General features: G+C 67.5%; 18 protein-coding genes and 1 tRNA gene. 7 read left to right on the top strand and 12 right to left on the bottom strand.

Going from position 1 to position 12,705, the window contains the following annotated elements; translation table 11 throughout:
• Positions 1 to 34 precede the first annotated feature (34 nt).
• The 12 genes from ABE438_RS14695 to ABE438_RS14640 form a co-directional block, all read right to left on the bottom strand.
• Complete coding sequence (locus ABE438_RS14695; RefSeq protein ID WP_346503391.1) at positions 35 to 553, bottom strand: phage major tail tube protein; 519 nt, start codon at positions 551 to 553, stop codon at positions 35 to 37.
• Positions 554 to 579: 26 nt separating this feature from the next.
• The gene (locus ABE438_RS14690) at positions 580 to 1,866 is read right to left on the bottom strand and encodes a phage tail sheath subtilisin-like domain-containing protein (RefSeq protein WP_346503390.1); all 1,287 of its coding nucleotides are present in this window, start codon (positions 1,864 to 1,866) and stop codon (positions 580 to 582) included.
• 33 nt (positions 1,867 to 1,899) lie between these two features.
• Complete coding sequence (locus ABE438_RS14685) at positions 1,900 to 2,136, bottom strand: hypothetical protein (protein ID WP_346503389.1); 237 nt, start codon at positions 2,134 to 2,136, stop codon at positions 1,900 to 1,902.
• The gene (locus ABE438_RS14680; protein WP_346503388.1) at positions 2,136 to 2,609 is read right to left on the bottom strand and encodes a Gp37 family protein; all 474 of its coding nucleotides are present in this window, start codon (positions 2,607 to 2,609) and stop codon (positions 2,136 to 2,138) included. Before ABE438_RS14680 ends, ABE438_RS14685 begins: the two co-directional genes overlap by 1 nt.
• On the bottom strand, positions 2,606 to 3,040 hold the full coding sequence (locus ABE438_RS14675; protein ID WP_346503387.1) for a DUF1320 domain-containing protein: 435 nt from the start codon (positions 3,038 to 3,040) through the stop codon (positions 2,606 to 2,608). Before ABE438_RS14675 ends, ABE438_RS14680 begins: the two co-directional genes overlap by 4 nt.
• A gap of 133 nt (positions 3,041 to 3,173) precedes the next feature.
• Positions 3,174 to 3,248 (bottom strand) — tRNA-Met (locus tag ABE438_RS14670).
• Between the two features lie 5 nt (positions 3,249 to 3,253).
• Complete coding sequence (locus ABE438_RS14665; RefSeq protein WP_346503386.1) at positions 3,254 to 3,481, bottom strand: hypothetical protein; 228 nt, start codon at positions 3,479 to 3,481, stop codon at positions 3,254 to 3,256.
• A 2-nt stretch (positions 3,482 to 3,483) separates the two neighbouring features.
• A complete protein-coding gene (locus ABE438_RS14660; RefSeq protein ID WP_346503385.1) occupies positions 3,484 to 4,428 on the bottom strand; it encodes a major capsid protein in 945 nt (314 codons plus the stop codon).
• Positions 4,429 to 4,467: 39 nt separating this feature from the next.
• Positions 4,468 to 4,806, bottom strand: coding sequence for a DUF2190 family protein (locus ABE438_RS14655; RefSeq protein WP_346503384.1), 339 nt, complete (start codon positions 4,804 to 4,806; stop codon positions 4,468 to 4,470).
• 32 nt (positions 4,807 to 4,838) lie between these two features.
• Positions 4,839 to 5,963, bottom strand: a complete 1,125-nt coding sequence (locus ABE438_RS14650) for a hypothetical protein (protein ID WP_346503383.1) — start codon at positions 5,961 to 5,963, stop codon at positions 4,839 to 4,841.
• A 309-nt stretch (positions 5,964 to 6,272) separates the two neighbouring features.
• The gene (locus tag ABE438_RS14645; RefSeq protein ID WP_346503382.1) at positions 6,273 to 6,755 is read right to left on the bottom strand and encodes a hypothetical protein; all 483 of its coding nucleotides are present in this window, start codon (positions 6,753 to 6,755) and stop codon (positions 6,273 to 6,275) included.
• Positions 6,752 to 7,468, bottom strand: coding sequence for a LexA family transcriptional regulator (locus ABE438_RS14640; protein ID WP_346503381.1), 717 nt, complete (start codon positions 7,466 to 7,468; stop codon positions 6,752 to 6,754). Before ABE438_RS14640 ends, ABE438_RS14645 begins: the two co-directional genes overlap by 4 nt.
• A gap of 90 nt (positions 7,469 to 7,558) precedes the next feature.
• On the opposite strand from ABE438_RS14640, the gene ABE438_RS14635 reads away from it, so the two are divergent.
• Genes ABE438_RS14635 through ABE438_RS14605 form a run of 7 tightly spaced genes read left to right on the top strand, consistent with a single transcriptional unit; the run spans position 7,559 to position 12,702 of the window.
• Positions 7,559 to 7,867, top strand: a complete 309-nt coding sequence (locus tag ABE438_RS14635) for a helix-turn-helix domain-containing protein (protein ID WP_346503380.1) — start codon at positions 7,559 to 7,561, stop codon at positions 7,865 to 7,867.
• Complete coding sequence (locus ABE438_RS14630) at positions 7,864 to 8,658, top strand: hypothetical protein (protein WP_346503379.1); 795 nt, start codon at positions 7,864 to 7,866, stop codon at positions 8,656 to 8,658. The genes ABE438_RS14635 and ABE438_RS14630 overlap by 4 nt, the downstream gene beginning before the upstream one ends.
• A complete protein-coding gene (locus ABE438_RS14625; RefSeq protein WP_346503378.1) occupies positions 8,655 to 10,781 on the top strand; it encodes a transposase family protein in 2,127 nt (708 codons plus the stop codon). Before ABE438_RS14630 ends, ABE438_RS14625 begins: the two co-directional genes overlap by 4 nt.
• Positions 10,782 to 10,836: 55 nt before the next feature.
• Positions 10,837 to 11,607 (top strand): ATP-binding protein, encoded by a 771-nt coding sequence (locus ABE438_RS14620; RefSeq protein ID WP_346503377.1) that lies wholly within the window; start codon positions 10,837 to 10,839, stop codon positions 11,605 to 11,607.
• Positions 11,607 to 12,179, top strand: coding sequence for a hypothetical protein (locus ABE438_RS14615; protein WP_346503376.1), 573 nt, complete (start codon positions 11,607 to 11,609; stop codon positions 12,177 to 12,179). Before ABE438_RS14620 ends, ABE438_RS14615 begins: the two co-directional genes overlap by 1 nt.
• On the top strand, positions 12,170 to 12,526 hold the full coding sequence (locus tag ABE438_RS14610; RefSeq protein ID WP_346503375.1) for a hypothetical protein: 357 nt from the start codon (positions 12,170 to 12,172) through the stop codon (positions 12,524 to 12,526). The genes ABE438_RS14615 and ABE438_RS14610 overlap by 10 nt, the downstream gene beginning before the upstream one ends.
• Complete coding sequence (locus ABE438_RS14605) at positions 12,523 to 12,702, top strand: hypothetical protein (protein ID WP_346503374.1); 180 nt, start codon at positions 12,523 to 12,525, stop codon at positions 12,700 to 12,702. The genes ABE438_RS14610 and ABE438_RS14605 overlap by 4 nt, the downstream gene beginning before the upstream one ends.
• The last annotated feature ends 3 nt before the right edge of the window (positions 12,703 to 12,705 follow it).

Here is a 12,705-nt window from a genome sequence, read left to right as displayed (position 1 = left end):
TCGCTTTCATCGGGTGAGGAAGACGGGTGAAGCGTCAGTATTTCGACCAGACGTCCCGGCCGTTGACGCGGTTGATCTGGGCCATCACGTCGATCTCGCGCAGCGGCGTCTGGCGATTGCTGGCCTTCTCGACGAAGCGCAGGCAGGAATATTCCCACTCGCCCTTGAAATCGTTCGAGAGCTTGTGCGCGCCGGAACCCGTGGCGCTGAACAGCACGGTGAGGTGCCAGGTCAGCCGATAGCCGCGGGTCAGGTCGATGCCGCCCGAGCCGAAGACATCGACCGGCGCGTCCATGGTGATCGCGATGCCCTTGGTCGGGTCGTACCCGTCCGGCAGCAGGTCGATGTCGAGGAACTGGACCTCGCACTTGCCCGTCATCGCCTTGAGCTGCCGCGACGGCGCATCGAACTCCGCGACCATGCCGAGCGCTGCGTGCTTGACCTTCTCGTATTCGAGCTTCGGGCGCTCGAACGAGGCGAAGCGGCCGATGCAGAGATCGTCGCCCCAGTAGATGTCGGCATTGGTGAGCTGGCCGACCTTGACCGCATCCATTGTGGTGCTCCTTCAGCAGCCGCCGGTCAGGCGGCGAGGCCCAGCGCCTCGGTGACGTAGGTGAGGTTCGTCGAGGCCTCGATCGTGGTCCGGTGCATGATGCCGATCGGCTGACGGTCGAGCTGCCAGAACAGCTGGCCCTGGCCGACGATGCTTTCCGGCGTGGTCTTCTGCCGGTCGAACCTGAAGTTGCCGCCATAGAGCCAGGCGTTCAGATCGTCCTGGCTCGACTTCGACGCGAGGTAGGCGTTGACGCGCTCCTCGATGATCGTCAGGCGCTTCAGCACCGCGCCGCGATCCGTGTAGGGGATCGTGTAGAACAGCACCGCGTCGTCGATCGCGTCCATGACGACCTGGGCGTGGAGCCAGGCCTCGGTGTTGTGCACGGTCGGCCACAGCGTCGACGATGCGCCCCAGCTGTGAATGCCCTGGCCGTACCGCGTCATCGTGGTGACGATGCCCATCTCGTTGAGCAGGTTGGTGTCGGTGCTGTAGTCGTTCGGCGCCCAGACGATGTCGATCTCGGTGCCCGAGACGTCGTTCATCGGCATGTTGGACGGCGAATGCTGCGGCCCCTGCGTCGCGATGATGCGGTTCCACAGCCCGGCCAGATGCTGGGAATAGGGCTGCAGCGACTGCTCGCCGGTGATCGCATCGAGCGCCAGCAGGCGCGGGAAGCAGAGCACCGCGCGGCCGGACGCCGTCGCGAAGGGCTGCGAGCTGCCCCGCTGCTCGATCGCACCCTGAATGGTAAGGCCGGCCGGCAGGTCCCAGATCGCGTGACCCTTCACCCGGTTCGCGATCTCCAGCATCTTCTGCCGGATGCCCTGCACGCCGGTGAAGCCGGGGGCCGTGATGCGCCGCGGGAAGAAGCCGAACCTGTTGTAGCAGGTCACCGCGACCTCGAAGCCGGTGCGCTTCCCATCGACCGCAACCGCGCCGACCATGTCCGCCGTCGAGACCAGCGCAGGATCCGGCGCGCCTCCGGTCTTGTGGACGTCCGGGTTGAAGACGTTGTTGACGATGAAGGTGCCGCAGCCCTGGCCCTCATTCTTGTTGAAGGCCGAGGCGAGCGCCTGCGGGATCGAATAGCCGGCGGTGGCCGGCCCGAACGCGGCCGTGGCCTGCGCCTGACTGCGGATGATCACCGGCTGGTTGACGAAGGTCGCGCGCTTTTCGGCGGTGTCGTGCGGGATGTGGATCGGCGCGGTGCCCTGGATCCACGTCACCGCCATCTTCTGGTCGACGACGACGCCGGTGGTGTCTTCCAGCCGGATGATCTCCGGGCCGTGATGGTAGTTCTCGCCAGCCATGTCAGCCTCTCTTGCTCGTCGCCGCCGGATCGTTCAGCTTCGCTTGCCGGCCACTTTCGCGGGCGCGGGCTCGCTGGGCGAGGTGTCAGTGACAGGGGAAGGCACGAAAAGGCCGCGCCCGATCATGTTGGCGATGACCTGGTGATCGCCCGCCGGCAGCTCATAGGAGCGCCCCGGATGCAGATGCTCCGAGAAGATCGTCTTCTGCGGATCCTTGGGGTCCTGGATTTCCAGCGTGTCCACGGGGCCGGTGTATGTGTGCTTGGCCATCAGTACGGTCTCCAGTCTGGTTGGCGCCGCGCGGCGCGCGGCATGGTGGTGGTGAAGCTGACGACGTAGTCCCACAGGCCGCCATGCTCCTGGACGAGCCCGTCGCTTTCGAGCTGGAAGCCGGTCGAGCCCTGGAACTGGCGGTCCTGCAGGCAGTCCGCCACCGCGTCGATCATGTGCGTGAAGCCGAAACGCCCGGCCTGACCGCGCAAGCGCAGATGGATGTCGAAGGTCAGCTCGCGCGGCTGCGACGGCCGGCCCTTCTGGTATTTCGAGCCGCGATAGTGGACGAGCACCGCGCCCGGCCGCTCGCCCAGGTCGTAGTCGCCGGGCTTGTCCGGCATCTCGGCGACATCGAGGTCGCGGCTGATCTCGGCAGCCAGCGCCGCGACCACGTCCTCGACCAGCCGTGAGGTCGGGCTCGATATCGGGGCCGCGCCCAGGTTACTCGCGATGATGGCAGGATCGGTCATCGCCAACCGTCCAGGATGCGGTTGGCGCGAGCAGGTTCACCGGAGACCAGCACAGGCTCTGCGCTGCCGGCCGGCGCTGTCTCGGTCAGCAGGATTTCGCCGGCGGCGATCTGGTCGAGCAGCTTCAGGGCGGCCTGGTAGCGCAACCTGGTCTCGTCCTGGACGCCGGACTGATCGCCCGTCTTGTAGCGCAGCCGATACAGCGTCAGGTCGATCGCGATGCCGATCAGGATGTCTGGCGTCGGCAGTGGCAGGCCCAGCGGAAACCGCGCGCGCAACTTGCCCAGGATCAGGCTGTCGGCATAGGCGAGCGCCGGTGCGATCTTGGCGGGATCCACGACACGCTCGTCGCGCGGGCCGATGGCGGCGAGGTTCAGCGCCTCGGTCTCACCGATCGCCGCGACGAAGCTCTCGACCGTCAGAATGGTCATCGGACCGCGCCTCCTCTGACGCCGGTTGAATGAGATGGAGACCAGGCGCTCGGGAGGAGGTGAGCGCCTGGTCGCCGGGCGATGGACAGAGACCGACTTCCGTCCATCGCAGCCCCCGGCCTGATCGGGGGATTGGTCGCGGGGGCCGGATTTGAACCGGCGACCTCCGGGTTATGAGCCCGGCGAGCTACCGCTGCTCCACCCCGCAATGCCTCACGCGGGCAGTTCGTCGCCGAGCACGTCGATCACCCGCAGCGCCTGCGCCTGGTCGCGAGGCATCACGACCTCGTTGGCCTCCGGATCGTCCGGCCGGTAGAGCCGGCCGTCGAAGCGCAAGGGCGACAGGACGGGGAAGCGGCCGGAGCCCTCCGGCAGCTCGGCGGCGTTCGCCAGCGGGGCGGCGGGCGCCGGGACTGCCCCGGCCTGTGCCTTGCGCGCCATGATCAGGCGACCGCGTTCTTGAAGAGGTAGCCGGCCTCGGCACCCGTGATGTAGGGCGCCTCCTCGTCGGTGACGGGATAGATCCAGCTCTTCGCGTTGCGCTCCTGATAGGGCGTCTCGACGAACGGACAGCCCGCCAGGCGGTAGGTGTAGGCGTAGGACGGCGACTGGTAGTCGGCCGCGTTGCGGTTGACATAGGCGAGGATGGCGTCCTTGCCCCAAATGTCGGTCGCGGCGTCATCGTCGCTGGCGGTATCGGGCAGATAGACCGCGTCGCCCGAGACCACCTCGTCGACCTCGAAGTACTCGGCGAGCATGGCCAGCGTGACGCTGTCCGAGCCGGTGTACTTGAACTGCTCGGTGATCTTCGGATGGCGGCGCAGCGCCTTGCGCACCGCCGGGCCGAGCACCAGGACGTTCGGCTGCTGGCCGATCTTGCGGCGGATGGCGTCCTTGGCGTCGTCGACATCCTTGCCGGGATCGCTGCCCCCGTCGCTCCACTGCGAGCCGCCGGCCAGCGTGGCCTTGTTGCCGGCCGCATAGGTATTGAGGTCGCGCGCCCTGGTCGCGACGTCGATCTCCATGTTGAGGCCGAAGACGTTCAGGACGCGGTTGACCGAGATCTTCGCCAGGTCGAAGCCCGGCACCTTCGCCGCCTCCTGCTGGTTTTCGACCGGCACCACGGCTTCCAGGCTGTCCTGCGGCAGCGCGACCGGATCGGAGGCATAGCCGTACTGCACCCGCCCGGTCGAAGCGCCGGGCGCCCGGCGCGTATTGATCTTGCGGAAATCCTCCTTGCCGAAGCGGATCACCCGCATGGATCGGTTGGGGATGTCCACGATCGGCGCGAGCCGGGAGTAGATGAACTGCGCGTTGCGATAACCGCGCGCATGGGTCGAGAGGATCGGCTCGATGACGGCCGCCTGCTGCGGGTTCATGCCGGACATGGCGTCATTGTCTCCTGGTGAGCTTGAGGGGGCTGTGGGTCAGCGGCTGGAGAGCAGCACCCGGACCTGTTCGCCGTCCGCGGCGTCGTTGAGCGCGCGGCCGATCGGGTTGGCCGGGGTCGCGCCGGCGGTCTTCGCCCCGCTGGTCGCGGAGGAGACCACGCGGGCGCCCTTCAGGATCGGACCCGTGGCCTTGAGCGGCATGACGCCGAGAACCGTGCAGGTGACCTCGCGGCCGGCGACCTGGTCGAAATGCGAGACGCCGAACACCGGCTCGTCCTCGCCGGCGGGCTCGCCATCGAACCCGACGCAGCTCTGCGCCTTGACGGCCGCGGCGGCCAGGATGGGAAGGGACAGGACGTCGTGATAGGGCTGCATGTGCGCCGAACTCCTCTGCGATTGGCGAATGGTCAGTCGGCGGTGGCCGCGAGTGCCTGCTCCAGCGACGCCTCGGGATGCTGCTTCTGGTAGGCCTGCGCCTTGCCCAGCCGCTGCAGGCCGGCCGCATCGACGGCCCGGCCGTCCGGCGAGGCGAACGCGACGGTGGCGCGCCCCGGCTTGTCGTGACCGGCGGCGAACTCGCCGAAGTTCACCACGACCGGCTGCGCCTTCAGGATCGCGCGCACGGCCTCGGCCGCGCTCTCGGTCACCGCCTCGCCGCCCGGCTCCGAAAACGAAACCTCGGTCGGCGCCGGCGCGGCCAGGCTGTTGAGCAGCGCCACGACGCGCGGCTGCGAGGCCGGCAGCAGGCGACCCTCGCTGACCAGCCCCTCGGCGAAGGACAGGTTCTCGGCCTGCGCGGCATCCGCCTCGCGCTTGGCGAGCCGCGCCTCGCGCTCGTTCAGCTCGCGCTCACGCTCGGCCTGGGCGGCCTTCTCGGCTTCGGTCATCGTCGTCTCCGCTGTCTGTTGGGGTTCGGTGAAGGCCGGCATGCCCGGCCTGTCGCGATCGGCGGCATCGTCGATCCAGTTGATCGACCAGCTCGGCGTCGCCTGGTCGGCAGCCTCCAGACCGAATTTCTCGATCAGGAACTCGCGCATCGAGCGGAACAGCGAGGCCACGTCCTTGAAGGCCGGGTCGCCGAACTCGACCTCGACCACGCCGGTCTGATCCTCGGCGAACGCGACGGGTTTCAGGCCCGACACGGCCGGCGCCGCGGCGCCGAGGAAGCCAATGTGCTTGGGATACCAGGCGCCGGGCTTGGGATTGTTCGGGGCCGAGGGCGAGAACAGCGAGAGCGAGATCCGCTTGTAGCTGCCCTTCTTCACCGCCTCGCCGAAGGCGGGCTCGATGTCGCCGACTTCGGCGACGAGCTTCTGGCTGTCCTCGTCGAACGAGAAGGACTTCGCCCAGCCCCACGCCTGGTCCTCGGTCTTCGGGTGACCGATCACGACCGGCGTCGGGCTGGCCTCGGCGTCATAGGACGCGGCGATCGCCTTCAGGTCGGCCGCCGTCATCGTGACAGGCGCCCCGGACATCGGCACGAAGGTGCCGGGGCGGAAGACCTCGATCTTGCGGGTGTCGGTGGCGGTCATGTCGGTCTCGGTTGCGTCGAGACCGGAGATTGGCGCAGCTCCGCAGCGCCGCGCGAGGTGTCAAGGACAGGGAAAATCCGCTGGCGGAGCAGGGCCGCGAAGCAGCGGCGCGATCATTCGCCGTGGCCGGCGGCGATGGCAAGCGAGAAGCGGGCGGCGGGCGCCGTTTCCCGGCGCGTGACGCGATGACAGGGGAGCCCACAAACCCAATGGCGATTTGCCGCCCTTCTGACGGGGGTTCTGACGGGGTAGATGGGGAAGGCCGCTACCATGGGTGCCATGAGATGCCCTCGGCCGCTGGCGGGGCTCCTAGTCCGATTTGCCCAATGCAGTAAGCGCCGGCTGCTGCTGCTTTGTGTAGCCTGCCGCGATCACCGATTGGCCGATGACGCGGGCCACCGGACCATTGTCGATCCCAGTAATCAGATTGTTCAGTATCGACCGACGGGTTGCTGCAGGAACCGCTGGTTCGATAAACGCCCCCATGACGACCGCGGCATCGCTGAATTCATCGTCAAAGCCACGAACCCGAATAAGCCGAAACAAGCGCGCGTCAGTTCGGCTTTGAATGCCAGCAGAAAAATAGGAGCCACCCGCGCGGTAAAAGCAGATCGAGCCGCCATCGTCAGTCCTACATTCGTCCTTCACGGCCGCGAACTTCAGGCGGCGGCCCAGTTCGCGTTCAGCTTGGCCAATGGCGTCCTCAACCAAAGCTTCTACGGGATTGCTCGGCTCGGCGACGACGGCAACTGTGCCGACCCAAAGCCAGCAGAAACACAGCGCTGCTCTCATAGCACCCTCATCACCAGCTTGGCCCGTCCGATCGGCCGAAAGAGATCCTGTTCGCCTCGCTTAACGGTCTGCGGCTGATACCGCGGATTATCGGAGAGCAAGGACACGGTGTCGAACATTGCCAACGGCTGCACTCGCTTAATCATCGCGAGGTCGCCCACCTGCAAGGCGTAAATGCCTTCGGCCTTCAATGCTGTATCGCCCATGTCTATCAGCACATCATCGCCATCGAAGATCGTCTCTTCCATGCTGTCGCCGGCCGCCTCGATAAAGTGAGCATTCTCGGCCTTGATCCCAAGCTTATCGAGGAGGGCCTCAGTGAGCGGCACATACCCGAGGACTAGGCCGTCAACGTTTTCGCGCCCCAGTCCCGCAGACACTTGAACGCTAAGGCGAGGAATCAAACGGATCCGCTCATCGTCCGGAATCTCGGCGCCACTATCCGAATTTCCACCCACCCCAATCCGATCCGTCGCTCCGAAAAGGTAGCCGATCGTCGTTCCCAAAGTGCGCGCCATACGAGCGATCAAGCTCATCTTTGGCTCGGTATTCGCGGCGAGGTAGTCGTTTAGAGTCGATAACGGCACCCCAAGGGCTTTGCTAGCGGCGCTCGGCCCCCCGAATTTGCCGACGGCCTCCCGAAGCCGCGTGGCAAAAAGCAACCGCTGCTCCGCATCATCATCGCGCCCGATCCGGTTTTTCGAGGTTGGCATCCGATCTTTCCCGAGAGCCATACGAATGGCCGTTGACTAATATCCGAAAATCCGTATTTTGCTTGGTGTCACCAGAGGCAATTTTCGGATATGGTTAGCACAAAATCGGATAGGGCGCGAAATGCCGCCCCTGAAGGCTGGCACCCCGCCGATATTGTCGCCGCTGTTCACAAGCGCGGCACGCACCTCAAGACGCTCGCGCAAGAGCATGGCTTTAACGACTACACGATGAGCAAGGCTCTCCGCCTGTGCTTCCCCGCCTGCCACGATGTGCTCGCCGCCTTCATCGGCGCGCCTCGCCAAGAGATCTGGCCGCAATTCTACGATGTCGAAGGCAACCGGCTCTCGGCCCGCGAGCAGCGTCGGCGTCAGAAGATTGCAGAGCGGAGCGCAGCGTGACGCGGGCGGCCAAGCAGATATCGCCGCAAGTCCGTCGCGCTCGGCAGAGCGCCACACCGGCTCCGAGCGATGACGAGGCACGGATTGGCCTCGCCTGCGAGATCATGGCGATTAAGAAGACCGGCGGCTGGGTTTACCTTGACAGGGTCGTCGGCCTGCCGGGCGTCGCCGCCACTGTCTCCGAGCTTCGGGCGCGGCTCCTGGCCGAGGGGTGGACGGTTGAAGAGACCCGCTACAGCCCTGACTACCAGCTCATCTACGAGTGCCTGCTGACGGTTCTGCCTGCCGTCACTCTCAAGGCCTACCTCGCCAGGCTCCTGCGCGAGCGCGCCGAGAGGAAAGCCGCCGCAGATGCGCTGGGCGCATTCAAGCGACGCAACAATGGCGTCAGCACCTTCGTGCCGGCCGCCGACCTCGCCGGCCTTCCCGGCCTGCCGGAGGATGTTGCGGGCGCTCGCGCATGGGCCAAGCGGCAGGGCTATATCGCCGGGGCCGGCGCCGAGGCGGGCATGCTTCCGCCAGCCGCCCTGGTCGAATGGATCCGGCGCGCCGAGCAATCCGCGACCCGCGAAGCCAAGATGGCCAGCTGCATAGCGGAGTTCGAAGCCTTCCTGGACGCCGAGGCCGCCCTCGCCGCTGAGCGCGGTCATCCTGTCGCGCCCGAGCCGTGGGCGCTCATGGCCGTGCTCTCGCGGATCGCCCTGGCCTGCCTCGCGGGCAAAGGCGTGAGGCTCTCCGCCGACCAGACGGCGACCCTGTTCAACCATCTCGAAGATCGGAGGGCAGCATGAAGGGCTGGCTGTCCGCTCGCGAGCTGGCCGAGGCGCGTCTGCCGGGCCTGCCCGGTAATCGCTCCAACGCTTCTGAGTGGATCGCCCGCGCTGCAGAGCGCGCGCCGGATCTCGTGCGGACCCGCCAGGGTCGCGGCGGCGGCCTTGAGGTCTCGATCGACGCCCTGCCGATCATCGCGCGGATCGAGCTGGAGCGTCGCGACCAGGCGGCCGTCGCGGCCGAGGCCGAGCAGCGCGAGCTTGCAGTCGCTCAGGAGAGCGACCGTCGCCAGCTCGCTGTCGCGGTGGTGCAGCACCTCTCCGCCCGTCAACGCCAGGTCATGGAGGCACGCGCTGCGCTTCTCGCGGAGATCGACCGCCGTGCTATGCTGTCCGGCCGCGGGCGTAAGGCCGTCGCCGCGGCGCTGATCGCCGAGCTGCGCGCCGAGCTGGCAGCGCCGGAACTCATGAACCTCGCGCGCCGCGCCAATGATCGTGGCGGCAATAGCGGCCGCAACGCCAGCGTCAGCCTGCGCTCCCTGCTCGGCTGGTTCTCCCAGCGCGAGGCCGGCGGCATCGCCGGGCTGGCGCCGCGCCAGAGCCGCGAACCGGAGGAGGTTCCTGGCTGGCTTGACGGCTTCCTGCTGCACTATCGCCGCCCGTCCAAGCCGGCGCTGACCGAAGCGCTCGACCAGTTTGCCCGTACCAATCCGCCGCTGCTGCCCTCCGCCGACCAGGTGCGGCGCGCTTTGGCCAAGCTGTCCCATCTCGAACGGGCGGCAGGCCGCGAGGGCAAGCTCGCGATGCGCGCACGCATGGCCTACACGGCCCGCGACGTGTCGGACCTCCAGGTCACCAGCGTCTATGTCGGCGACGGCAAGACCTTCGACGCAGAGATCGCGCACCCGATCCACGGCAAGCCGTTCCGTCCGGAACTCTCGGCGATGATCGACGCGCGCACCCGCCGCTGCGTCGGCTGGTCGGCCGCCTTCGACGAGAACACCCTCGCCGTCTTGGAGGCGCTGCGCCGCGCCTGCGGCGAGAGCGGCATCCCGGCGATCTTCTACACCGACCGCGGCCCCGGCTATCGCAACGCGGCGATGGACGATCCGATGACCGGCTTTCTGGCGCGCGCCGGCATCACGCCCATGCGCGCCCTGGCCTACGGGTCGCAGGCGAAAGGCAACATCGAGCGCTTCAACCATGTCTGGTCGCGGCTCTCGCGCGAGTTCCCCACTTATCTCGGCAAGGAGATGGACAAGGAGGCGCGCCAGCTCGTCCACAAGACGACGCGCCGCGACCTCAAGCTGGCGGGCCAGTCCGCCCTGCTGCCGAGCTGGGCAAGCTTCATCGACCGCTGTGCAGAGGCCGTCGCCGAATACAATGCCCGGCCGCATAGCGAGCTGGCGAAGATCCGCGACCCGCTGACCGGCAAGCTGCGCCACCAGAGCCCCGACGAAGCCTGGGCCGACGCCACGGCGGCCTTCCAGCCCATCATGCCGACCGCTGACGAGTTGGAGGACATGTTCCGGCCCTGGGTCATCCGTCGCACCCGGCGGGCGCTCGTCGAGTGGCTGGGCAATAGCTATTTCGCGCCCGCACTGGAGGCCCATCACGGCGAGGACGTCATCGTCGGCTACGACGTGCGCGACGCCTCGCGGGTCTGGGTCCGCCGCATCGATGTCGTCGGCGACGAGCGCCGGCCCGGCGCGCTGATCGCGGTCGCCGCCTTCGAAGGGCACAAGACCCGCTATGTGCCGGTCAGCTACGAGCAGGCTGCGATGGAGCGCCGCGCCGCCGGCCGCGTCGGTCGCCTGGAGCGCAAGATCGCGACGGTGCGGGAGGAGCTGGCTCCGCAGCTCACCCTGCAGCCGGCGATGGCCGCCCCGATCGTGCTCGACCTGGCGCCGGAGCCCGTCGCGCAGCCGGTGCGCCTCAGCGCCAGCGGCCGGCCGATCTTCGCAGACGACGCCGCCCTGGCGCGCTGGCTGATCGAGCATCCAGACCAGATCACGACGGCCGATCGCAGCTTCATCCGCGAGGAGATGCTGGACGAGACCTCGCGCCGCCTGCTGGCGCGCCAGGGCATCGACATCGACCTGCTGCGTAGCCTTTCCCGCGCTCCCGAAGAGCGCGCCGCCTGACCATGACAGGGCGGCGCGCCGCCCTGTCCTCGCCTGACCGACCGAGGACCGACCGATGAAGAACAGCTTCGTTGAAACAGAGAACTACCTGCGCTTCGAGGGCGCGCTGAAGGCGCTCGACCGGCGCGGCGCCGACGAGGCCCGGCTTGTCGTCGTCGATGGCGAGCCTGGTTTGGGCAAGACCACCGCGCTCATGCGCTGGTGCGCGCAGAACGACGCGATCTATGTCCGCGCCAAGAAGGAATGGACGCCGGCCTGGTTCATGAAGGACCTGCTCGCCGCCTTCAGGATCCCGGCGCCGCACGCCTTCTCGAAGGGCTTCGAGATCGCGATGAACACGCTGATGCAGCGGCGCGCGGCGCTCTCGCTGGCCCGCCGCAGCTTCCTCGTCGTCATCGACGAGGCCGACCATATCTCGCGCTCGATCGACATCATGGAGAGCATCCGCGACCTCGCGGACGTGGCGGACGCGCCGTTCGTGCTCGTCGGCATGGGTCGCATCCGCGACAACCTCACCCGCTACCCGCAGGTGGCCAGCCGCGTCAGCCAGTATGTCCGCTTCGACAAGGCGAGCGACGCCGACGTTCGCGCTCTCCTGGACGGGCTCTGCGAAGTGCCGGTGGCCGACGACCTGGCGACGTTCATCCGCCACGCGACGGGCGGCTACACCCGCGAGATTAAGGAGGCGATCGTCAACGTCGAGCGCTTCGGCAAGCGCAACCAGAACGGCGCGGACAACCCGGTCACCATCGCAGCAATGGCCGGCCAGGTGCTGGTCAACGATCGCAAGACCGGCCAGGCCATCACGGTCCCGGAGCCGCGCTGATGCTCCCGGCGAACGCAACACACCAGATCGCGGTGCTGGGCGCGCTCAGTGTCGAGGCCGTTAACCTTAACGATCTCGAAACCCGCCTGCCGATCGCCCGCCCGGCCCTGATCGCAGCCGCCGGCCGCCTCATCCAGCGCGGGCTGGCCGAGCGGAAGGAGAATGGCGTCTACGCGCTCTCCGCCACCGGCAGCCATCTCATCCGCGCCGGCATGAAGATCGGCCGCGACCTCAACAAGGTCCGCAAGGCGCCGGTCTATGCCGACAGCCTGCGCCAGCGTGCCTGGCGCGCCATGCGCATCGCGGTCAGGTTCACCGCGTCCGACATCGCGCGGTCCGCCGTCCGTGGCGAGAAGGACGGCGAGGATGCGATCCGCCGCTTCTGCACCGCGCTGACGGCCGCCGGCTACCTCGTCGAACGTCATGGCCGGGCGGCCGGCACCGCGCCGTCGAGCAACGGCTTCAAGGTCTGGCAGCTCGCTCGCGACACGGGCGAGTGGGCGCCGCGCTACGTCCAGGCCAAGCGTCATTTCGTCGACCGCAACACCCATGAGGTGTTCCGGTGTCGGTGAGGACCTATCCGCAGCTCGACGACGAAACGCGCTCGCTCCTGCGCCAGCAGGTCGAGCGACTGGGATCGGTCGGCGCAGTCGCAGGGAAGCTCGGCTACAGCCGGCCGGCGATCAGTGGAGCGTTGCACGGCACCTATGTCGGCAACACCGATCGGCTGCGCAGCCGCATCGTCGAGGTGTTCCTGGACGCGATCGTCTGCCCGCATGTCGGCAAAGCGATTGCGCCCGACGAGTGCCGCTGGTGGCGGACCTGTCCCTGCCCGACGCACAGCAACGTCGCCGCCAACCATTGGCTCGCCTGCAAGACCTGCCCCAACAACCCTGACCGGAAAGAGCTGATCCCATGATCTCAGCCGTCAAGCTCGTCTGCGCTGCAAGCGCGATGTTCTTCCCGCTGGCCGCCGGTTACCTGGTCGCCCATGCCCGCGATCAAGATTTCATGATCGCGCTGCTGCTCGCCGGCATCGGCGTCGGCATGGCCGGCATGTTCGGCTTCTGCGCCATCGAGCGGCGTGAGGGCTGACCG

The organism is Allobosea sp. TWI1241, from assembly GCF_039673065.1.
Taxonomy (GTDB): Bacteria; Pseudomonadota; Alphaproteobacteria; order Rhizobiales; family Beijerinckiaceae; genus Allobosea.
This window is presented reverse-complemented; position numbering and strand designations above follow the sequence as displayed.

Excerpts from the sequence above, each read along its gene's own strand:
- ABE438_RS14695 (WP_346503391.1), bottom strand. The coding sequence starts at position 553 with ATGGATGCGGTCAAGGTCGGCCAGCTCACCAATGCCGACATCTACTGG.
- ABE438_RS14690 (WP_346503390.1), bottom strand. The coding sequence starts at position 1,866 with ATGGCTGGCGAGAACTACCATCACGGCCCGGAGATCATCCGGCTGGAA.
- ABE438_RS14685 (WP_346503389.1), bottom strand. The coding sequence starts at position 2,136 with ATGGCCAAGCACACATACACCGGCCCCGTGGACACGCTGGAAATCCAG.
- ABE438_RS14680 (WP_346503388.1), bottom strand. The coding sequence starts at position 2,609 with ATGACCGATCCTGCCATCATCGCGAGTAACCTGGGCGCGGCCCCGATA.
- ABE438_RS14675 (WP_346503387.1), bottom strand. The coding sequence starts at position 3,040 with ATGACCATTCTGACGGTCGAGAGCTTCGTCGCGGCGATCGGTGAGACC.
- ABE438_RS14665 (WP_346503386.1), bottom strand. The coding sequence starts at position 3,481 with ATGGCGCGCAAGGCACAGGCCGGGGCAGTCCCGGCGCCCGCCGCCCCG.
- ABE438_RS14660 (WP_346503385.1), bottom strand. The coding sequence starts at position 4,428 with ATGTCCGGCATGAACCCGCAGCAGGCGGCCGTCATCGAGCCGATCCTC.
- ABE438_RS14655 (WP_346503384.1), bottom strand. The coding sequence starts at position 4,806 with ATGCAGCCCTATCACGACGTCCTGTCCCTTCCCATCCTGGCCGCCGCG.
- ABE438_RS14650 (WP_346503383.1), bottom strand. The coding sequence starts at position 5,963 with ATGACCGCCACCGACACCCGCAAGATCGAGGTCTTCCGCCCCGGCACC.
- ABE438_RS14645 (WP_346503382.1), bottom strand. The coding sequence starts at position 6,755 with ATGAGAGCAGCGCTGTGTTTCTGCTGGCTTTGGGTCGGCACAGTTGCC.
- ABE438_RS14640 (WP_346503381.1), bottom strand. The coding sequence starts at position 7,468 with ATGCCAACCTCGAAAAACCGGATCGGGCGCGATGATGATGCGGAGCAG.
- ABE438_RS14635 (WP_346503380.1), top strand. The coding sequence starts at position 7,559 with ATGGTTAGCACAAAATCGGATAGGGCGCGAAATGCCGCCCCTGAAGGC.
- ABE438_RS14625 (WP_346503378.1), top strand. The coding sequence starts at position 8,655 with ATGAAGGGCTGGCTGTCCGCTCGCGAGCTGGCCGAGGCGCGTCTGCCG.
- ABE438_RS14620 (WP_346503377.1), top strand. The coding sequence starts at position 10,837 with ATGAAGAACAGCTTCGTTGAAACAGAGAACTACCTGCGCTTCGAGGGC.
- ABE438_RS14615 (WP_346503376.1), top strand. The coding sequence starts at position 11,607 with ATGCTCCCGGCGAACGCAACACACCAGATCGCGGTGCTGGGCGCGCTC.
- ABE438_RS14605 (WP_346503374.1), top strand. The coding sequence starts at position 12,523 with ATGATCTCAGCCGTCAAGCTCGTCTGCGCTGCAAGCGCGATGTTCTTC.